Annotated in this window: 21 protein-coding genes, 2 tRNA genes and 1 riboswitch; of the genes, 15 read left to right on the forward strand and 8 right to left on the reverse strand. The window is 44.2% G+C overall.

The features are described from left to right. Positions 1-58: 58 nt before the first annotated feature. Entirely contained in the window at positions 59-1336 is a 1278-nt protein-coding gene (locus G460_RS0106620; protein WP_026954623.1) for a metal-dependent hydrolase family protein, read from the reverse strand. A 50-nt stretch (positions 1337-1386) separates the two neighbouring features. Next, entirely contained in the window at positions 1387-1794 is a 408-nt protein-coding gene (locus G460_RS0106625; RefSeq protein ID WP_026954624.1) for a GNAT family N-acetyltransferase, read from the reverse strand. Between the two features lie 23 nt (positions 1795-1817). Between G460_RS0106625 and G460_RS0106630 the strand changes: the two genes are divergently transcribed. Then, the gene (locus tag G460_RS0106630; RefSeq protein ID WP_026954625.1) at positions 1818-2075 is read left to right on the forward strand and encodes a hypothetical protein; all 258 of its coding nucleotides are present in this window, start codon (positions 1818-1820) and stop codon (positions 2073-2075) included. Here G460_RS0106630 and G460_RS0106635 read toward each other — a convergent pair. The 5 genes from G460_RS0106635 to G460_RS0106655 form a co-directional block, all read right to left on the reverse strand. Continuing rightward, the gene (locus G460_RS0106635; RefSeq protein ID WP_026954626.1) at positions 2067-2348 is read right to left on the reverse strand and encodes a GNAT family N-acetyltransferase; all 282 of its coding nucleotides are present in this window, start codon (positions 2346-2348) and stop codon (positions 2067-2069) included. The genes G460_RS0106630 and G460_RS0106635 overlap by 9 nt on opposite strands. 3 nt (positions 2349-2351) lie before the next feature. Next, the gene (locus tag G460_RS0106640) at positions 2352-2771 is read right to left on the reverse strand and encodes a VOC family protein (RefSeq protein ID WP_026954627.1); all 420 of its coding nucleotides are present in this window, start codon (positions 2769-2771) and stop codon (positions 2352-2354) included. Positions 2772-2809: 38 nt separating this feature from the next. Next, positions 2810-3169 (reverse strand): DUF2116 family Zn-ribbon domain-containing protein, encoded by a 360-nt coding sequence (locus G460_RS0106645; protein WP_026954628.1) that lies wholly within the window; start codon positions 3167-3169, stop codon positions 2810-2812. A gap of 100 nt (positions 3170-3269) precedes the next feature. Continuing rightward, positions 3270-5924, reverse strand: coding sequence for a PQQ-dependent sugar dehydrogenase (locus G460_RS0106650; protein WP_026954629.1), 2655 nt, complete (start codon positions 5922-5924; stop codon positions 3270-3272). Positions 5925-6012: 88 nt separating this feature from the next. Next, a complete protein-coding gene (locus tag G460_RS0106655; protein WP_026954630.1) occupies positions 6013-6852 on the reverse strand; it encodes an alpha/beta hydrolase in 840 nt (279 codons plus the stop codon). Between the two features lie 546 nt (positions 6853-7398). Between G460_RS0106655 and G460_RS0106660 the strand changes: the two genes are divergently transcribed. The 5 genes from G460_RS0106660 (at position 7399) to G460_RS0106680 (ending at position 10494) form a co-directional block, all read left to right on the forward strand. After that, positions 7399-7842: a DoxX family protein gene (locus tag G460_RS0106660; RefSeq protein ID WP_026954631.1), complete on the forward strand. Its 444-nt coding sequence runs from the start codon at positions 7399-7401 to the stop codon at positions 7840-7842. A 140-nt stretch (positions 7843-7982) separates the two neighbouring features. Continuing rightward, positions 7983-8056: transfer RNA gene (locus G460_RS0106665), tRNA-Pro, on the forward strand. A gap of 139 nt (positions 8057-8195) precedes the next feature. Next, positions 8196-8277 (forward strand) — tRNA-Leu (locus G460_RS0106670). A gap of 132 nt (positions 8278-8409) precedes the next feature. Beyond that, the gene (locus tag G460_RS0106675) at positions 8410-9261 is read left to right on the forward strand and encodes an alpha/beta hydrolase (RefSeq protein ID WP_026954632.1); all 852 of its coding nucleotides are present in this window, start codon (positions 8410-8412) and stop codon (positions 9259-9261) included. A gap of 87 nt (positions 9262-9348) precedes the next feature. Then, positions 9349-10494: a 1-acyl-sn-glycerol-3-phosphate acyltransferase gene (locus G460_RS0106680; RefSeq protein ID WP_026954633.1), complete on the forward strand. Its 1146-nt coding sequence runs from the start codon at positions 9349-9351 to the stop codon at positions 10492-10494. Here the strand turns inward: G460_RS0106680 and G460_RS0106685 are convergent. Beyond that, on the reverse strand, positions 10487-11755 hold the full coding sequence (locus tag G460_RS0106685; RefSeq protein WP_245578708.1) for a GAF domain-containing sensor histidine kinase: 1269 nt from the start codon (positions 11753-11755) through the stop codon (positions 10487-10489). The two genes, G460_RS0106680 and G460_RS0106685, sit on opposite strands and share 8 nt — an antisense overlap. A gap of 52 nt (positions 11756-11807) precedes the next feature. Here G460_RS0106685 and G460_RS0106690 point away from each other — a divergent pair, with 52 nt between their 5' ends. The 9 genes from G460_RS0106690 (at position 11808) to G460_RS0106730 (ending at position 20618) form a co-directional block, all read left to right on the forward strand. After that, entirely contained in the window at positions 11808-12437 is a 630-nt protein-coding gene (locus G460_RS0106690) for a peptidylprolyl isomerase (protein WP_026954635.1), read from the forward strand. Further along, positions 12434-13504, forward strand: a complete 1071-nt coding sequence (locus G460_RS0106695; protein WP_026954636.1) for a Gfo/Idh/MocA family protein — start codon at positions 12434-12436, stop codon at positions 13502-13504. The genes G460_RS0106690 and G460_RS0106695 overlap by 4 nt, the downstream gene beginning before the upstream one ends. Positions 13505-13517: 13 nt before the next feature. Further along, positions 13518-15494: a PAS domain S-box protein gene (locus G460_RS22610; protein WP_051315946.1), complete on the forward strand. Its 1977-nt coding sequence runs from the start codon at positions 13518-13520 to the stop codon at positions 15492-15494. Positions 15495-15711: 217 nt separating this feature from the next. Then, complete coding sequence (locus G460_RS0106705; RefSeq protein ID WP_026954637.1) at positions 15712-16470, forward strand: SDR family NAD(P)-dependent oxidoreductase; 759 nt, start codon at positions 15712-15714, stop codon at positions 16468-16470. A 30-nt stretch (positions 16471-16500) separates the two neighbouring features. Next, a complete protein-coding gene (locus G460_RS0106710) occupies positions 16501-17364 on the forward strand; it encodes a fumarylacetoacetate hydrolase family protein (protein WP_026954638.1) in 864 nt (287 codons plus the stop codon). Next, the gene (locus G460_RS0106715; protein WP_026954639.1) at positions 17361-18188 is read left to right on the forward strand and encodes an amidohydrolase family protein; all 828 of its coding nucleotides are present in this window, start codon (positions 17361-17363) and stop codon (positions 18186-18188) included. The genes G460_RS0106710 and G460_RS0106715 overlap by 4 nt, the downstream gene beginning before the upstream one ends. 1 nt (position 18189) lies before the next feature. Next, the gene (locus tag G460_RS0106720; protein WP_026954640.1) at positions 18190-18960 is read left to right on the forward strand and encodes an L-fucose dehydrogenase; all 771 of its coding nucleotides are present in this window, start codon (positions 18190-18192) and stop codon (positions 18958-18960) included. Beyond that, positions 18957-20273 carry an L-fucose:H+ symporter permease gene (gene fucP, locus G460_RS0106725; RefSeq protein WP_026954641.1) on the forward strand — a complete coding sequence of 439 codons (1317 nt, stop codon included), beginning with the start codon at positions 18957-18959 and terminating at the stop codon, positions 20271-20273. The genes G460_RS0106720 and fucP overlap by 4 nt, the downstream gene beginning before the upstream one ends. A gap of 9 nt (positions 20274-20282) precedes the next feature. Continuing rightward, on the forward strand, positions 20283-20618 hold the full coding sequence (locus G460_RS0106730) for an L-rhamnose mutarotase (RefSeq protein ID WP_026954642.1): 336 nt from the start codon (positions 20283-20285) through the stop codon (positions 20616-20618). Positions 20619-20672: 54 nt separating this feature from the next. After that, a riboswitch (TPP riboswitch) is annotated at positions 20673-20765 on the forward strand. The last annotated feature ends 38 nt before the right edge of the window (positions 20766-20803 follow it).

Here is a 20803-nt window from a genome sequence, read left to right on the forward strand (position 1 = left end):
TGATTTAGGTTGGTAGGTATGGTTATAAAAAAGAAAAGCCCTGATGAGGGCCTTTCATTTAGTTTTTAAAGATTTTTCCATCTTTCATGACAAAGATGACATCTTTCATCACGGCGATGTTTTCATCTGGATTACCATTTACTGCGATGATGTCGGCTGTTTTGCCACTTTCGATGCTGCCCAGCTTCTCTTCAATATCCAAGAATATGGCATTGGTGTAAGTAGCAGCCTGCAAGGCTTCCATGGCAGGCATTCCTGCTTCGACCATGTAGACAAATTCCCGGTAATTGTCTCCGTGTGGGTATACTCCCGCGTCAGTCCCAAAAGCGATTTTCACTCCATTTTTATAGGCTTTTGCAAAAGTGTCTTGAATTTGAGGGCCAATTCGTCGAGCCTTTTCAGCTACTACTTCGGGATAATAGCCTGGCACTTCAGCCAGCTGAGCGGCTGTCATTCCAGCAGTAATTGTAGGCACGTACCAAGTCCCTTTAGCTTTCATTAGGCTCATCGTCTCATCAGTCATCATCGTACCGTGCTCAATGGAATGCACACCAGCTTTGATCGCCCGCTGCATCCCCTCATCACCATGAGCATGCGCTGCTACATGGATTCCAAAATCCTTGGCTGTTTCCACGATTGCATCCAGCTCATCTTGCTGAAACTGCGGTGCAGAACCATCTCTCGCAACAGATAGTACTCCTCCGGTAGCTGTCACTTTGATGACGTCCGAACCGTACTTGACAGCCTGTCGCACAGCTTTTCTTGCATCGTAAGGTCCATTGATCACACCACTTTCTGGCCCTGGATTCCCCATCAAATCTCTCTTTCTTCCATTGGTAGGATCAGCATGTCCTCCCGTAGGTGCGATGGACTTACCTGCTGTATAGATTCTCGGACCAGAGACTGTACCTGCATTGATGGCATCCCGCAGTGCAATATTCACCCCGGAGCCACCCAAGTCACGAACCGTAGTAAAGCCCGCCATCAATGTCTTCTCTGCCAGAGGAAGCGCCTTATATGCTACATCTGCTTCATTGTCCCGAAAACCATCAATGTAGCGGGTAGGGCTTGTCTCTCCTTCGATATGTACATGCATATCCATGAGTCCTGGGAGGACTGTAGCACCTTTCAAATCGACGGTTTCATCAGAGGAGGTGCCATCCTGATAGCCCGAACTGACGGAAATGATTTTTCCATTTTCTACGATGATCGTCTGCTCTGTGAGCACTTTCATAGCTTTGACATCGATCATCCTTCCGGCATGGATGTACGTTTTTTGAGCAAAAGCTCCCATAGCCAGCATGCAAGCCAGCCCTGTGAGTACTAGTTTTTTCATAAAGTGTTTAGTTGATCGTTTGCTAGAGAAATATATGGAAATACCTCTTTTCAGAGAAGCTTATCTTCCGGTTTTAGCTGAAAACAGTGATTATGGGGATAAAAGCCCAATTTGTGGTAAAAAGGAATAGCTGTCTCGGCTGCGAACAGAAACAATCTCGCATCTTCGGCTGAATTTCGAGCCTCTTGGAGCAAAGTCTTCCCAATCCCCTGCTTTTGATAGGAAGCATCTACAGCCAAATCAGCGATGAAACATCGAAATGAAAAATCAGATAGGGCACGGAGCAGGCCAACCAACTTCCCTTCAGATCTGGCAGTAATGATCAGATTAGATCCAGAGATCATCCGCCTCAGCTGTGAGTGATTTTCCATCGGGCGCCTTTTGGAAAGGGTGGAAGATTCTAGGATGCTGATGTATTCTTCTAAAGAGATTTCTTTTTCTATCTGATAGCTTATCATTAATTTCAGAAAAAAGGTTTGATATGGCTGGTGGCTCTGGATTTATTGTAGACTCCAACAATTTGGGGAAAAATAATCGGGAATTGAGAAAAATCCGTCCAAGCCTCAAACCTAATACTCGTTCTCGATCTGGCAAAAATGCTTCCATTGCTGAGCTCTCTGATGCCATCCGACATCGTTTTGTAGTCAAATTCCGCTCTCAGCACATGACACGCTTTGTTTACTCGGCATTGGGAATCGGGATTCTCCTATTGATCTTGATTTTGTATTTCTCAAGCTAGGACATCCTGCAAATCTGGATTTTTGGCAAATGTCGCTTTCGCAAATGGACATAAAGGAACCACCTTGATTGATTCTTTTCGGACATAATCAACCAAGGTCAATAGCAATTTCTCCCCGATTCCCTGTCCTCTCAGACTCTCGTCCACCTCGGTATGTTCTATGATCAATTTCTGAGGGCCAGCCATGACATAGGTCATTTCCGCAAATCGCTTCGCTCCTTCTTCGATATAAAAAGCTCCTCTTCTCCCATCAAAATCATGTAGTATTTCCATTGTTTACGTTTTGGCGTTATCATTTAAGATTTTTTCATACACCTCGTCCACAGGCTCCCAGAGTTCGATACTATGTCCATCTGGATCCATGATATGGACAAATTTCCCATAATCATAAACCTCGATCTCATCCAGAACCCTCACTCCTTCTTTTTTCAACTCATCCACTAACTCCTCCAGATTTTCGACCCGGTAATTGATCATAAAATCCTTATTAGATGGATTGAAATATTCCGTTTTGTCGCTTATAGGAGACCATTGTGTATGGCCCTTGAGATTGGGATTTTCGGCTTGCCTCCACTCAAAAGTGGTCCCGTATTGATCCGTGTTTAGTCCCAAATGTTTTTGATACCAGGATTTGGTGGCATCAGGATCTTCTACTTTAAAAAAGACCCCGCCAATGCCAGTGACTCTCTTTTTCATGTTTTTTTTGTGAGAAGATACGCAAAAGTCACGGAGTATCATTCCTTCACTTTCACGATCAGCATCCATCCTGACTCAAGTGGGAGAAAACCATAATCATAGCAATAGGTATAAATGCTGCCTTTTTTGGTTTCGTAGGTATGGGTAGAATATTTAAACTGATAACCTTCCTGAGTCAGTTTTTCCTTGGGCACTTTAGCCATCTCATCACCTTCCTTCACCAAAGAAGCCAAAATATTTCTGTTCTTTTTCAGGGCATGGTTGATCCGCCGGATCAGGTTGCTGCCATCGGCATAAAGCTGATAGTTGTAGGTATTCCTACATTGATCATCACAAAATTTCTTATCAATTCTGCCCTGAATCGGGGCTCCACAGTTTAAACAGGTTTTGCCTTGCATCGCTTAAAAATCTAAAAAAACACTGTATCAATTTAAAAAATCAGACCCAAAAAGCAATCTCGCACAAACTAAAAAAAGGAGCCCGAAGGCTCCTTTTTAATTATTGTTTCAAATGGATCGTATCCAGGTTGAAGGTGTTCCAAATATTGACATCCGACTCGGATCGCAATACAAAGTAAACTTTCCTGATTCCGTCCCCTTTTGTCAAGGCTACACGCACCGGGAAATATCCTTTTCTATCTCCCTGCGAAAGCAATTCTGTGCTTCCCCAAAGCTCTCCCTCAGGCGAATCCAACCTGATTTCCAACGTACCTTTGATACCAGCTGGATTGACAAGCAATTCTGCAGAATTTATCCCTGTGATATCCCATCCATCGAATGCCAACCAAGAATCCTTGGAGGTGAATCGAATAAAATACACTCCATCAATATTGGCTTTTGCGGTATTCTCAAATTCATTGGCGGTCAATGCAGGCACTAAACTATTTCGGATTAGCAGCTGAGAGCTTCCCTTCAAAGATGCAATTCCATTGGCTCCCTTGTCTGCATAGATTCCCTGTACCAAATAATAACCTTCTGGATTCGTAGTCTGGTCTATTTCAAAACTTCCTTTCAGTGGCAGATTTTCCTTTCCGTACTCAGGATCTTCCAGTCCTAGCACAAAATCCACCATCTCTCCTACCTGATCCTCCGGCAAATGCAAATGGCCCGGCATGACTTGCTCTCCCCAGACTCCATTTCCACCATTCCGAATCTTATTGACCAAATAATCTCTGGCATCAGCCTGTCCTTTGTATTTGTCTGAGACTTTTCTGAAAGTAGGCCCCACAGACTTATTGTCCACATCGTGACAGGCCTTGCAACCTGCCTGAGTGATAAAATTCTCACCCACAGATACCTGCTCTTCCTGATGTCCTGCTTCGATGACATCAAAGCCTCCAGCGATATAATCAATGCTAAACTGAATGGCTTGTGGATCCACTTCTCCATCTTCCAAATCAGATACTTTCACCTCATAATCAACAGACTGCGGACCAAAATAAAAACTCTTGTTGCCACTCCATTCGATTTCTACCTGAGGCCTTTCATTTCCAACCCGAATCTCCATAGAAGCCGAGGCTTTTTCGCCTTCCAAATCTTCTACAGTCAAAGTAGCCTGATACGTCCCTGGTTTCTCATAAACATGCATCGGACTAGCATTGGTATCCTTGGATGAGCCGTCTCCAAAATCCCAAGAGTAATTCAATTGATCTTCTGGATCAAAATCCAACGAACCCTCAGAGGAAAACTGCACCTTCAAAGGAGCTCCTCCGGTAGTTTGATCTGCTTTGATCTTGGCTACAGGTTTTCTATTTCCAGCTGCAAATTCGATTCGATACAGCCCAGAATTATCATTTTGAGAGCGCCAGAAGGTTCCATATTCCAGTACATACAAAGCACCGTCCTTGCCAAACTGCATATCCATAGGTTTTTCGAAAACCGTCGAAGGCATAAATCGCTCCATGGAATCGTACTCGAAATTCTCCGTCATCGTGACAGTGAAAATCCAGTTTCTCATCCAATCGTAGATGAAAAGCTTTTCATTGTAATATCCTGGAAATCGAACCTCAGTTTTGTCAAAATCCTCCCGATAATAAACCGGCCCTGCCATGGCATTTCTACCACCTGAACCCAGCATCGGAAACTCCTCCGATTCGTTGTATGGGTAATAAATCATCGCGGGCTGAGCCGGTGGAAGGTTTTGAATTCCGGTATTGTTTGGAGAAGTATTGACTGGAGCTGCTGGATCAAACTGAAACAAGCTTTCCTGCTTTTCAAAGTCATATTTCCAATAGGCTGAATTGTTGCCTACAAAGTAAGGCCAACCATAAAACCCTGGGCCAGTAGCCACATTGACTTCGTCAAAACCTCTTGGTCCACGCCCTTCTTTATCCTGAGAGCCATCAGGCCCAACTTCTCCCCAATACAGATTTCCATTGTGCTGATCCAAGGAAATTCGGAATGGATTTCTATTTCCCATCACGTAGATTTCAGGCCGTGTACCTTCTGTTCCGGGAGGAAACAAATTCCCTTCTGGAATGGAATAAGTACCATCATCCTCTGGTTTGATTCGGATGATCGCCCCACGAAGGTCATTCGCATTTCCTGAAGATCGCTGCGCATCGACATTGTCCGGACGATCCTGACGTTCATCTATGGGATTGAAATTTTGGGAATCAAATGGCGTCGTATCGTCTCCTGTGGAAAGGTAAAGTAAGCCATTCGCATCAAATTCAATAGATCCTCCTGTGTGGCAGCATCCTCTGAAAACAGGGATTTCCAGCAAGATTTTTTCCGAGGTCAAATCCAGAAAATTGTCTTTGAAGGTAAAGCGAGAAAGTCGATTGACGTCCGGACTATAGTTTACGGGCGCATAGTAGAAATAAACCCAGTGGTTTTCATTGAAATTGGGATCTATCGCAAAGCCATCTAAGCCATCTTCATGCTCCAAAAACACATCCAGCTCACCGACTACAGAGGTCTCTCCTGTCGTAGCATCATACATTTTTAGTTTGCCTGCTCTTTCGATAAAAAGCACATTCCCATTGTCGAGCACTTCCAGCTCCATCGGCTCGTTGAGCTTTTCTACAAGGGTGACTTTGGTAAATCGGGACTCATCCGGCTTGATGGTAGAAAAAGGATCTACATCTTTTTCTGCACAACTCCATCCTGCCAATCCGGTGAAAAGCATCGCTGCCCAAACCGCTTTTTTCATTGTATATCGTTTTAATAGGATTTGATCAAACCTCGAAGGTAACTAAAAAATATAGCTCAGTTTTGCCGATGGTGGAATTCTAGGGCTATTAGCCTAATTTCACTTCTAGCCAATTCAAGATAGTCTCCAGCACCTTTTCTCGATCAGAGTCATTGAGTAGTTCATGATATGCTCCAGGAACTAGTTGGAGGGTCTTATAATGCGTCTTGGCTTTTTCATAAAGCAGCTCCGAGCCTTCAGGATTGGTCAATCGATCGGCTGTGCCATGCATGAGCAAAAGTGGGACATCAAACTCAGAAGCATTCTTTTGAATAAATTGCATCATTTGATAGAGCTCATAGCCTGTCCGGACAGGAATGGATTTTTTGTAAACCAAAGGATCATTTATATACTTTTCTACTTCCATCTCAATTCGTGATATTCCTTCAATATCGAGCTTCACAGCATTCAATTTGGGTGCTAAATCATTCAAAACCCCAGACAAAGCAATCAAAATTTTTGATGTGCCCGCTGCTTCCATTATCGCAGGAGCAGAAAGAATCACTCCCGCCAGTTTGGGTTGGTACTTCAAAATATAGGCTGAGGCCAGCCCACCTCCCATACTATGACCGAAGAGAAACAATGGCTTTCCTGGATGATAGGAATTGACTTTTTCCACTAAGGCATGAATATCTTCCAGATACTTTTCATAAGAGTCTACGTATGCAGTAGGTTTTGGCAAAGATGACTTCCCATGTCCCCGACCATCGAAAGTGAAGACAGCAATTCCAAGCGCTGTGAGACTGTGAATAAGTCCACCATACCTTCCGCTGTGCTCACCTAATCCATGAACAAGCAATAGTGATGCTCGTGAAGTTTCGGGCAACCACGCTTGGAGATACAAGGTGACGCCATCTGGGCTTGTATAATCTGTCTCTAAATGTTGCATTTGGATAAGAGTTGTACTTCTAGAATTGGAATAAGATAAGATGATTATTTGTATCCGCAGCAGTTTATACAGTTGCCACTTCAAAAGTATCCTATGACACCTGCCTGACAAAGAAAAATGAGGAGGTGAATGGAAAGCGAAAAATCGGTACTTGAATGGAAACTGTCTGAATCCGAACAAAAAAGCTGTCCGATGGGACTAAATCACGTCCAAAACCGTCCAGTGGTATTTTTTGCCCATTATCGCCCCCTTTTATTAATCACAAAATAAAACCGATAAACAGGAAAATACTCCTGAAATCACAAAGACAGAACAGTTTAGAACCTATTCATGACAACTCATGTATGTCATTATTGCAATGTCAATTGAATTCTTTACTGCTCACACGGAGAGTAAGGCTTTTCTCTTAGTTTAGTTGATCCCGACATTGCACAGAAAGCCCCTCCACGGGGCTTTCCTTGTTTCCAAGGGGTTAAAATAACCTGAAAACCAATAGTTTAACAGCCATTATTTTCGTATTTTTTACTAGATCAAACCCAAATAATCATGGAAACTACAAACAAAATGGAGTTATGGGCGGATACCCATCACCCAAGCTGGCTGGATTTTATTCGAATTGCCCTTGGGCTATTCATTATGTATAAGGGAGTCCTATTCATCTCGAATACCGGGGCATTGCTTCAGATCATGAAGGATTCCGACTTGCAGTTTTTCAATTTGGCACTGGCTCATTATGTAGCTTTTGCTCATTTGGTGGGAGGGTTTATGATCGCAATGGGATTGAAAACTCGCTTTGCCATTCTATTCCAACTTCCCATTCTGATGGGAGCTGTGTTCTTTGTCAATATCGACCAAGGTTTCCTCTCTATCTCCAATAATCTTGAGTTTGAATTGTCTCTAGCCGTCTTAGTTCTGCTTTTCGTTTTCCTATTTTATGGCTCAGGAAGAGTATCCTTGGATTACTGGATGAAAAACCACCCCAACTGGTAAATATTTTCTCACTGAAAACCAACAAAATACAAGTATCACTTCATTTTTCATCTTCAAAAAGATTGAGTGAATTGATATTTGATTACATTTGCAATCCCTTTAGCGATCAGCTGGAGGGATTGTTCTTTAAGATCAATTTTCGGGGTGTAGCGTAGCCCGGTATCGCGCCACATTTGGGATGTGGAGGTCGTAGGTTCGAATCCTGCCACCCCGACTTAAAATACAAGAAAGAGTAGAGTCTCCGAGTTTCCGACTACAATCGGGATGGAGTTTTCTTTCAGACTTAGTATGAGATAAACGATCTCTCAGACGACCTCAATGGAGGATCATCTTTATTGGAACAAATAATATTTGCGGATGTGGCGAAATTGGTAGACGCACTAGACTTAGGATCTAGCGCCGCGAGGCATGGGGGTTCGAGTCCCTCCATCCGCACTGAAAGCTTCTCAGTTTCTGAGGAGCTTTTTTTTTGTTTTTAGCCACCCTTTACGTCCCCGTCTCCACCTACTACCCATTTTTCGGATTTACTTCGTATTTTTCTTTTCTCTAACCCATTCAACCTACCTCATGAAAAGACTCTTTTTCCTTCTTTTTCTTTCCCCTATTGCGGCATTCTCGCAGGCCACAGTCGATACGATTGGCATTTATAGCCAGAAAATGGACAAAACCCTTCAAGCTGCCATTACTTTACCTAGCAATTATGGTGAATCTGACCGCCACTATCCAGTGATTTATCTCCTTCATGGAGGGAGTGGTGCTTTTAGCGACTGGCATCAAAAAGTCACTCAACCTGGCTTGGTCAACAAGCTGGCTGATCAATATGATCTCATCATCGTCACGCCGGGAGTAGGACCAGCCAGTTATTATTTCGACAGTCCCCTGATGGACTCTGTCCAGTATGAAAGCTATTTCATAGAAGAACTCATTCCATACATCGATCAACACTACCAGACACTGGCCCAAAAAGAATCCAGAGCGATCACAGGCCTATCCATGGGTGGTCATGGATCTATTTACTTGTCAGCCAAGCATCCCGAGCTATTTATAGCTGCTGGAAGCATGAGTGGTGTGATGAATATCGATACAAGAATGTGGAAGGTCCCTGAAGATTTTAAAAACCTCCGTGCCAATGGACAAAAAGAAATGCTGGGAGAAATCAACTACGACGCGCCGAACTTCAATCCTTATACCGCTGTTGGCTATGTAGATCAGCTCAAATCAAACGGATTGGCCTTGCTGATAGACTGTGGTGTGGATGATTTCCTGATCGATACCAACCGCCAACTGCATCAATTGCTATTGGAAAACGGAACTCCGCATGACTACACTGAAAGACCAGGTGCCCATACTTGGCAATACTGGACAGAAGCTTTGCCAAGCCATATTTTGTTTTTGGACAAGTATCTGAAACGAAACTAGATAGCTCATTCCTAAGGTTTCAAATAGCAAAACACCTTCGATTTTTCGACTATTTTTTGCTTTTTGCAACCGTTATTTCACCCAAATATGTCAAAATTCGATTCCATAAGACCCTTTTATGATGCAGAAGCCAACCCGGCTATCATGCAGATTCTGGAGGATCCTATGCTAGAAGCCATGATGAGTTTTACCTTTCCACATGACAGAACCCAACTGTGGAAAGAACTCATGCGTCATACTCATTCCCTGCGAGACTTTCAGATCAATTTCATTTATCCAGGTCTGATGAAAGTACTGGAGAAGAGTTCGGATGGACTTAGCACTGGTGGATTTGAACAGCTGGAGCCCAACACTCCTTACCTCTTCATCTCCAATCATCGAGACATTATTTTGGACACGTCCCTGCTCAATGCTTGCCTCTATGAAAATGGCCTGGTAATGACTACCTCTGCCATCGGAGACAATCTGATCAAGAAACCATTCTTGCATACGCTATCCCGATTGAGCAGAAACTTTGCGATCAAAAGAGGAGTATCTGGACGGGATCTTTTCGAAAGCTCCAAACTCGTATCAGACTACATCAGTCAGTCCCTGCTCAAAGAAAATCGGAGCGTATGGACAGCGCAGCGAGAAGGTAGAACCAAAGATGGAAATGACATCACACAAAAGGGCGTACTCAAAATGCTCACCTTGGCTGAAGAGAGCAAGGATTCATTTTCATATTTTGAAAAAGTGAATGTAGTCCCCGTATCTATCTCTTATGAGTACGATCCTACCGACATGCTTAAAATGCCAGAATTGCTGGCTAAAGCTCGAGACGAAAAGTACGTCAAAAGCGAGAATGAGGACTTTCTCAACCTACTACGCGGTATCATGGGTACCAAGAAAAGAATCCACATTCAAGTCAATAAAATCCTAAATTCAGAGATTAAGGAGATTTCTAAAAGCGAGCTTAGCCAAAGTGACAAACTCAATCAGCTGGCCAATCTCATCGATCGTGAAATCTGGACAGGCTACAAACTTTGGCCGAGTAACTACATCGCTCATGACTTGCTCTATGGCCAAAACGAATACGCCAATCATTACTCTGAGACTGAAAAGGCAGATTTTGAAAGGCGAATTGCAAGCAAAGTCAATACTGCGATCCCTGAAGAAGTGAAAAGCTACCTCGCCATGTATGCCAATCCAGTCAACAATCAAAAACTAGGCATAGAATCATGCCAATCTAGCTGACCGGAATCCTGATCTGAATCAAAGTCCCTTCGCCGGGTGCAGACTCACAAGTCATTTGCCCTTCCAGAGACTTCACCAAATGCAGGACCAGCTTCATCCCAAATCCATACCCGCTTTCCCCTTGGGTACCCAGAGTCGATGAACCACTCCCTTGCATGATTTCGTGGAGTTTCTCAGCGCTCATGCCTTCTCCACTATCCTGCACAGCAAACTGCAAAGTCTTCTGCGATCCTTCTACATGCCAAGCCAATCGAACAACTATCTTACCTGATGGAGCAGTAAATTTGATTGAATTGGAAATTAAATTCCCCAAAATCTGCAGGATTTTGTTTCTAGGAAAAGTAGGTGTCACATGAGTTCCTTCTACTAAAATCTCCAACCGAACACCTTTGGACTTTGCTTGAGGAAAAAACATGTCCTCGAGCTTTTGCTTGAGTTCGGCCAGCGTCCACTGCGCAGATGCCAACAGTTGATCAGAATTTTGCGCTTGCTGCTCTTTGTCTTGTGTCAGGATTTCATTTGCCAAATCCAAGATGGACTTGCTGCTTTTTTTGATCAGCCCCAAAAACTCCATCATCTCCTCCATTTCATTCTCCTCCCCTTGGTTTTCGATGATATCAGCCAAGCCTATGATCCCGCCAATGGGGCCACGAATATCATGGGCTAGTCTATTTTTGACCTGTGTCATGGTCATGATTCTTTGCTTCATCTCTTCCAGTTGCTTATTGGCTTTCATCCGATTCACGATTTCCTTCGCCACAATCGCCAGCATTTCTCTTTTTTCGGCAGTCAAATCCTTCATCTCTGTATCCATCACACAGAGCGCTCCGATACTCAGGTCTTGACTTACCTTGAGCGGTATTCCGTAATAATAGCGGAGGTTGGGCTGGTCCCGTACATAGTCCCGGCTGCTGAATCTCTCATCTTCAGCCAGATTTTTCACCTCAAACTCTTCCGTTTCTACTTCCATCACTGTGTATTGACAGACAGACTCTTCCCTCGGAAGTCGCTCCACCTCCATTCCAAAGGCAGATATGTTCCATTGAGTAAAATGATCCAAAAGATTGATCAGGGAAATTTTTGTTCCGGCTATTTTGGCTGCAAGCCGAGAGAGATCAGTCATAGACCTGCTCAGATCCAAGTAATCCGGATCTAGTTCTCCCAGTGCTTTTGCCCGGGCAAATTCATTGGCTGGAACAGGAAAAGATTGCTTTTCAAATCGATCGTTCATAATAGAAATAACCGCTATATTAGGATTCATTCCTAATTTAAAACATGCAATTTCAGCCCAAAAACATAGATTTCAATTTTTTATGATCCAAAAGCAAAATTTTCTATTCGATTGTAGAGCGCTCGGATTCTCACTCATTTTGAGTCTGGCCTTCTGGCTCTGCTTGCTCCATCCAACTACAGCTATCGGACAGGCAAAGTCTGCAATTGGAAAAATCGAAACTCCGCATGGAACCGTCTGGATCGAACTGGATGACCGTACGCCGAAACACAAGGGAAGCTTCATCCAACTAGCTGAAGCCGGCTACTGGGACTCACTGACATTCAATCGGGTCATACCCAATTTTGTAGCACAAGGAGGTTGTCCAGACACACCTGAGGGATTCACAGATCCAGAGTACCTATTGAATCCAGAGTTTCACCCAGATCTGACTCATAGCTACGGAGCAGTGGGAGCAGGTGGAGATGACAATCCGGGCAAACTTTCGGCTAGGTGTCAGTTTTATATTGTTCAAAATAAAGAGGGCCTTCATCGGCTGGACGGAGATTATACCGTGTTTGGTCGGGTCATATCAGGAATGGAGTATATCGATGAGATTGTGCACCTTGAGAGAGATTCCACAGACATGCCCCTTGATCCAGTTACCTTGGATGTATCCATTGTCTATTTGACCGAGCCGGAGATATCCCAACTTAAAACTCAAAATCCATGAAACCTCTAAGAATACTGGTAGTAGGCTGCGGCAACATGGGCGCTTCTCATGCCACCTCTTATCATCACATGCCCGAATTTGAGATCTGTGGCTTGGTATCACGCGGTAATAGTAAACACGAACTGAATCAAAAGCTTCAGGCAGACTATCCTCTTTTTGAAAATTTTGAGCAGGCTTTAAACAGTACAAGCCCTGACGCAGTTTGTATTTCCACCTACCCAGATACACACGAAGAGTTTGCTTTGAAAGCCCTAGATCACGATTGCCACCTGTTTATAGAAAAGCCTCTGGCTGATAGCATTCTCGGCTGCGAAAAAATCATTGCCAAAGCGAAAGAAAAAGACAAAAAGGTGGTGGTGGGGTATATTTTGAGACATCACCCATCTTGGATCAGATTTATCGAGGAAAGTCAAAAACTAGGCAAACCTCTGGTCATGAGGATGAACCTGAACCAACAGTCTCAGGGATATATGTGGGATGTACACCGCAACTTGATGAAAAGCCTCAGCCCCGTTGTCGATTGTGGAGTACACTACATCGATGTGATGTGCCAAATGACCCGCTCCAAACCAGTCTCTGTCTCAGCCATCGGCGCTAGGCTGACTGATGAAATCTCAGAGGACAATTACAATTACGGTCAGCTTCAGATCCGCTTTGACGATGGATCGGTAGGCTGGTATGAAGCTGGCTGGGGACCCATGGTATCCGAAACCGCTTTTTTTGTCAAGGATGTTTTTGGTCCCAAAGGCGCTGTTTCCATCGTGGCCAAAGAAGCTGCGCAAACAGGAAATTCAGACCATGTGGATTCCCACACCCAAACAGAATCTATTCGCATCCATCATGCGGCTATAGATTCTACAAATCAGTTTACTCAAGAAGACGAATGGATAGATATGAAGGACGAGCCTTCCCATCAGGAATTATGTGATAGGGAACAGCGCTATTTCCTAGACTCTATCTTGTCAGAACTAGATCTTACAGACCACTTACAAGACGCACTCAACAGCCTCAAAATCGCATTTGCTTGTGATGAATCTGTCAAAACAGGAAAAACAGTAATGCTTTAAGTACATCGGCAATATGGCTTCCATCCTTCGGAAAATATTCTTCACATCTCCCCTATTCACAGGTGCTATTGCATTTCTGATCACCTTGGGCTTTGGGTTGTTTTTGAGTTTCCGGGAGTTTCAGCTCAAAGAATATAATGCAAAGGAGGATGTAGAAAATCTCTCGAAAACCATCGAAGAGCGCATCAACGCCGCCCTTTTCACAGCCAACTCTGCAGTGAAGGTTTTGGGGTACCTCGTCCAAAATGGAGAAATAGAAGGGAATTTTCATGAGGTAGGCAAAAGCATCATTGAGAATATCAAAATTCTTGATCAGATTCAATACTTGGATAGCGGTACAATAGTCAACACCTACCCGTTGGAAGGCAATGAAATAATCATTGGCTACAATATTCTTGAAGACCCGAAAGTATTGGCAGAAGCCCAAGAAGCCATTCGGAGACGGGAAGTGTTTTTTGCAGGGCCTATCAATCTCAAGCAAGGTGGCAGAGCTATCATTTGTAGACTCCCCCTTTTTGATGAAAATCGATTTACCGGCTTTGCTGCTGTGTTGATGGATTGGGAGGAATTCAAAGATGAAATCTTTGCTCCCCCACTGGCTCAAGAAGGCTACACCATTGATTTGATCAAAAGTTCGCCGGAGCTAGATGAAGCACAATCGCTTTTGTCAGCAGATTTCACGGATCTGCAAGGTCCCATCTTGGAAACACTCATTCCAGAAGGAAACTGGACTCTCAAAGTCCAAATGAATCAGGACAAATCCTTCAATGAAATGCTCTTGCCTGTGGGTTTTAGGTTTTTGAGTGCATTGGCATTCGGATTTCTGTTTTGGAATTTTGCCAAACAGCCATCTATCCTACAAAAGAAAATCGCTCAAACAACCCATAAACTCAAGGAAAGCAATCAGAGGTTTCAGTATGTATCCATGGCCAATTCGGAAATGATCTGGGACTGGGACATTTCCACCGATGAAGTGTACAGAAGTCCCGGTTTTCAAAAATTCTTGGGATACACTGCTGAGGAACTCACTTCTGATTCCGGCTTCTGGCTCTCATTGATTCATCCGGATGACCAGGCACAAAGCGAAAGATTTGTAAAAGAGGTCTTTCAAAGTCAGGAAAATTACTGGTCGGAGGAGTTGAGAATCAAAAGCAAATCAGGCAAATATCTCTACGTACTGGAAAAAGCCTACATCCTGCGCAATGATGCCGGTAAGCCAATCCGAATTATCGGTTCGACACAGAATATTACCGAACAAAAAGAATCAGAACAAAAATTACTTCAATCCAACCTTCAGCTTCAAAAGATCAATCAAGAACTCGAAGAATCCCAAAAGAAATACTCTGGACTTTTTGATTTCAACCCCTCTCCTATCATAGTTCATGACTCGGAGACGTATAAAATCATAGACATCAACCAGGCCGCAGTCACCAAATATGGCTATACTAGGGAGGAGTTTCTCAAGATGACCATCTTGGATATTCGGCCAGCCAAGGACATTCCCAAAGTACAACAGTATCTTTCCGAATTTGGCGATAGCCCCAAAAAGACCTATCGAAGACTATCCAAGCATCTCAAGAAAAATGGAGAGATCATGGAGGTAGAAGTCAGTCCTGCCAAATTCAAGATCGGAAACAAGGAAGCCGCGATGGCTTTGGTTATAGACTTGACAGATAAGCTGAACTACATCCGGAAAATAGAACAGCAGAATGAGCTTTTTCGGGAGATAGCCTGGATCCAGTCCCATGTGGTCAGAGCTCCATTGGCACGGATCTTAGGGCTAGCCCAACTGTTGGATACTTCTGCCAAAAACCTTTCTCCGGACGATCGGGAATTGCTCTCCTATCTTTTAGCTTCTTCCAACGAACTGGATGAAATCATCCGGGACATCAGCTACAAAATTTCCCAAGTAGGTACTGCCGAAAGCGCCCGAAAAGAATGGGGATTGCTGGAAAAATCGAAAGAAAAACAACCCAAGCCGAATTCTTAGTCACGAGTGGTAGCCACAGTTTCTTTAGCCCACAGGCTCAAGGCATCATCAACGGCCCAATTAATCCTATCAGAAGACCGCAATCCAAAGACTCATCCGATTGTATAAAAAATTGATGGCCTTTTTGCGAAAAAGCCATAAATTTCGCCTTATTCAACAAATCGACTAGAAGATTCTACGCTTTAGTTTCTTCGAAGCCGATAATCCAACACATATTATGAAAGATCGAACAGTCCTTATCACGGGCGGAGCAAGTGGTATCGGCCTTGCCATGGTCAGAAGGTTTGCTAGGGCAAATGCCCAAGTATTTTTTATCGATGCTAATGTTTCCCAAGGGGAATTAGTGGAAAAAGAAGAGCAGGAAAAAGGGCATCAGGTTACCTTTTGGCATGCAGATGTGACTTCACTGGAGCAAATCAGTGAACGTATCCAGCAACTGCCCGGTAAAATCGACACCTTGATCAACAATGCCGGCGTATCTCATGTTGGCAAAGTGGAAAACACCTCTGAAGAGGACTTTGATAGATTATATCAGGTCAATGTCAAAGGGATGTTTGTCTGCACCAAAGCAGCTCTACCCAAGCTGATCGAAAACGGTGGCGGTTCGATTCTCAATATGTGTTCTGTCGCAGCCACGATGGGCATTCCTGATAGATTTGCCTATTCCATGACCAAAGGTGCAGCTTTGTCTATGACATTGAGCATTGCCAGAGATTATGTGTCGCAAGGTGTGCGATGCAATTGTCTATCGCCGGGGAGAGTTCACACCCCATTTGTGGATGGGTTTTTGGCAAAAAACTACCCAGGACAGGAAAAAGAAATGTTTGCCAAGCTGGCTGCCACCCAACCCATCGGTCGCATGGGCACTCCTGAAGAAGTAGCCGAACTGGCCTATTTCATCAGCAGTGAGGAAGGCAGCTTTATCACAGGCTCTAATATTAATATCGATGGAGGATTTTTGGGATTAAAAATGTAATCCTCCTCTAAAACATCTAAATTTTAACTCATGAAATTGATACGATTTGGCCAGATCGGCCAGGAAAGACCAGGAATACAAGCTGCAAATGGAGACTATCTGGACTGCAGTAGTTTTGGAGAAGACTGGAACGAAGATTTTTTCAACAACAACGGTTTGGAAAGATTGAAGATCTGGCTGGAAGCCAATGAATCTACACTTCCAAAAATCCCTGCGGATTCCCGTTTGGGGTCCCCGGTAGCAAGACCTTCCAAAATTGTCTGCATCGGACTCAATTATCTCAAGCATGCCGAAGAATCTGGCATGGCAGTACCAGAAGTGCCTATTATTTTCATGAAGGCAACTTCTTCGCTTTGCGGACCTTTTGATCCGATCTATATTCCAAAAAACTCGGTTCAGACCGATTGGGAGGTAGAATTGGCTGTAGTCATCGGCAAGCGAGCCAAATATGTAAGCAAAGAAAATGCGATGGATTATGTAGCCGGCTATGCGCTGCACAATGACGTCAGTGAGCGTGACTTCCAGCTTCGTCACGGTGGTCAGTGGGTCAAAGGAAAAAGTGCGGATAACTTCGCTCCACTCGGCCCTACTCTAGTCACCAAAGATGAGGTCTCTGACCCACATAATCTCAGACTTTGGCTCAAGCTAAACGATGAACTACTCCAAGACAGCAATACCTCTGACTTGATCTTTGACATCCCTACTTTGATCGAGCATCTCAGTCAATACATGACTCTACTCCCTGGTGATGTGATCTCTACCGGCACTCCTTCAGGAGTTGGGTTGGGTCTCAAGCCAGAGCCTCGCTACTTGAAGCCTGGTGATGTGGTAGAATTAGGAATCGACGGTTTGGGTATTTCCAAGCAAGTGGCTATGAATGATCCTGAAGCATGAAAATAGATTCTCATCAACATTTTTGGGAATATAACCCAAAGCGTCACGAATGGATCGATGAGAGCATGAAAAGAATCCGTCGGAATTTTCTTCCGGCGGATCTCAAACCTCTTTTGGAGGATGCCAAACTAGACGGCTGTGTAGCCGTGCAGGCGGATGAAAGCCTCAGGGAAACCGATTTCTTGTTGGATCTAGCTGCTCAAAACCCTTGGATCAAAGGAGTAGTTGGCTGGGCTGATCTCGGTTCTGACAATCTCAGCGAAATTTTGGAAAAGTATTCTGAGTACAATTACTTGAAAGGATTTCGTGAAATTCTCCAAGGGAAAGATCCTGCCTACATGCTGAGAGAGGAATTTATCAGAGGCCTGAAATCCCTCCACAAAGCCGGCTATACCTATGACATTCTCGTTTTTCCTCACCATCTCAAAGCTGTTTTGGAGCTGGTCAAAAAATGTCCGGAACAACCGATGGTGATCGACCATCTTGCCAAACCCTATATCAAAAAAGGAGAATGGAAAGACTGGGAAAAAGAGCTAAAACCCATCGCAGAAAGGGAAAATATCCACTGCAAAATCTCCGGAATGGTCACAGAGGCAGACTGGCAAACCTGGACTGCAGACCAGATCAAACCCTACATGGAAATTGCCTTGGAGCTTTTTGGCCCGGAGAGATGCATGTACGGCTCCGACTGGCCTGTCTGCTTGGTAGCAGGAGAATACGAAAAGATAATTGACCTAGTTCGGGATTTTATAGCTTCCCTGTCTCCTTCTGAGCAGGCTCAACTAATGGGTGAAACTGCCACTCAATTTTACAATTTATATTAATATGGATTTACAGTTAAAAGATAAAGTCATCCTCATCTCGGGTGGAGCCAAAGGCATCGGTGGAGCTATTTCCAAAAGCTTGATTGCAGAAGGCGCCATTCCTGTATTCATCGATCCTTCGGAAAAAGAGGGAAAGGAACTGATTGAGTTGGCAGACGGGAAAGCACTTCAGATCCCGATGAGAATGTTTACTGCTGAAGATGCAGAAACAGCCGTTAAGCTTTGCTTGGAAAAATTTGGTCGAATAGATGGTGTCGTCAATAATGCCGGAGCCAATGACGGTGTCGGCTTGGAGCATGGAAGTCCGGAAGCTTTTGCAAACTCCGTCACCAAAAACCTCAACCATTATTATTACCTCACGCATTATGCCCTTCCTGAGTTGAAAAAAACACAGGGAGCCATTGTCAATATTTCATCCAAAACTGCCGTGACGGGACAGGGAGGTACTTCTGGCTATGTAGCTGCAAAAGGTGCTCAACTCGCTTTGACCCGTGAATGGGCTGCGGAGCTACTTCCCTATCAGATTCGCGTCAATGCCGTGATTCCTGCAGAAGTATTCACTCCTCTTTACCAAAACTGGATCAATACCTTTCCCGATCCTGACAAAAAACTGGAAGAAATCAACCAAAAAATTCCTCTGGGAAGAAGGATGACTTCGCCAGAAGAGATCGCTTCCATGACTTTGTTTTTACTTTCATCTCAAGCTTTACATATCACCGGTCAGCATCTTTTCGTCGATGGCGGCTATACTCATCTGGACAGAACCCTATGAACCCGAAACCAGCACTAATACCCAAAAACCTACTTCTCCCATTTATCCTCATCACCTCACTATTTGCCCTTTGGGGCTTTGCCAATGACATCACCAATCCCATGGTGGCGGCATTTAAGAGAGTGTTGGAACTCAACAATGTCCAGGCCTCCTTGGTCCAATTGGCATTTTACGGGGGATATTTCACCATGGCTTTGCCAGCAGCATTTTTTATCAAAAAATACTCGTATAAGACCGGAATCCTGCTGGGTTTAGGCCTGTATGCTTTTGGAGCCATTTTGTTTTATCCAGCAGCAGCGTTGGAAAGCTATGGCTTTTTCCTCGCCTCCCTCTATATCTTGACATTTGGCTTGGCGTTTTTGGAGACCACCGCCAATCCTTACATCTTATCGATGGGACCGGAAGCTACTGCGACTCAGAGACTCAATCTTGCCCAAGCTTTCAATCCCATGGGAGCATTGGCAGGACTATTTGTAGCCAAGCAGTTTATCCTCAACTCACTCCAATCCAATGAGACTGACGCTGACGGAAATCTGATCTATAGCAGCTTGGACGAGGCTTCCAAAGCCATCATTCGGACCAATGACCTGATGATCATCCGTAATCCCTATGTGATGCTGGGGGTAGTCGTAGTGGGAATATTGGTAGTCATAGCACTGGTCAAAATGCCTGAAAACAAGGATGCTTCCAATAAAGTGGATTTTGGACCAACGATGAAACGCTTGTTCAAAAACAGGAATTTCGTAGAAGGGACTTTCGCTCAGATGTTTTATGTGGGTGCGCAGATCATGGTGTGGACCTACATCTACCAATATGCCGAAGCGATGGGCATCGACAATGCCTCAGCCGTCAATTACGGCTACGCCGCATTGGTGGTATTTTTAGTTGGACGATGGGTATGTACCTTCCTCCTTCGCTACATTTCCTCCTCCAGGCTTCTATCTCTTTTCTCATTATTGGCAATGGCCTTTACGCTCGGAGCGATCTTCATCCCAGGCATGACAGGACTGTATAGCTTGGTAGGCATAAGCTTTGCCATGTCTTTGATGTTCCCAACTATTTATGGAATCGCACTCGAAGGCTTAGGAGAAGATTCCAAATTCGCAGCAGCATTTCTCGTGATGGCGATTGTAGGTGGTGCGATCATGCCTACCCTTCAAGGAATGATTCTAGACTTGGGCGGTACAGGCTACACCGACGTCACGATCCTTGGAGTTTCAGAGGTCAACTTCTCTTTTGCTCTTCCATTAGCCTGTTTCTTGATGGTTTTCCTTTTCGCCGTGCGTGTCAAAAAACCAAGTATTACTACCTAATCATTCCCCATGCAGACATACCTTTTGATTTGTGATTTGAAAGATGAACCGGAGGCCATCCAAGCTTATGTGGACTGCCACAAGGCGGTAGCTCCGGAGATTCTGGAAAGTATCCGCGTAGCGGGGATTCTTCAGATGAGCATCTACCGATGGAAAAACCGCCTTTCCATGATCATGGTAGCCGATGATCAGTTTAGCTTTGAGAAAAAAGCAGAACTCGACAATGCCAACCCCAAAATCCAAGAATGGGAGGCATTTCTCGGCCAATACCAAACCAATCTGCCCGGCACACCTCCCAACTGGAGATGGGCCATCACAGAAAAAATATTTGAATTCAAAGCCTAAACAGGCCATGCAAACCCGGGACTTTCTCGGGTTTGTCTTTTATATTTGATTAAAATTAAAACAACGGGGTGCCTACATACGGCTGAGATCATACCCGAAAAACCTGATCTGGATAATGCCAGCGTAGGAATTGTGAGAGTCGTGCGGACTCTATTCTTTCTGGAATTCATTCAGGTCTAAGTATT

Origin of the sequence: Algoriphagus vanfongensis DSM 17529 (genome assembly GCF_000429465.1) — a bacterium.
Taxonomy (GTDB): Bacteria; Bacteroidota; Bacteroidia; order Cytophagales; family Cyclobacteriaceae; genus Algoriphagus; species Algoriphagus vanfongensis.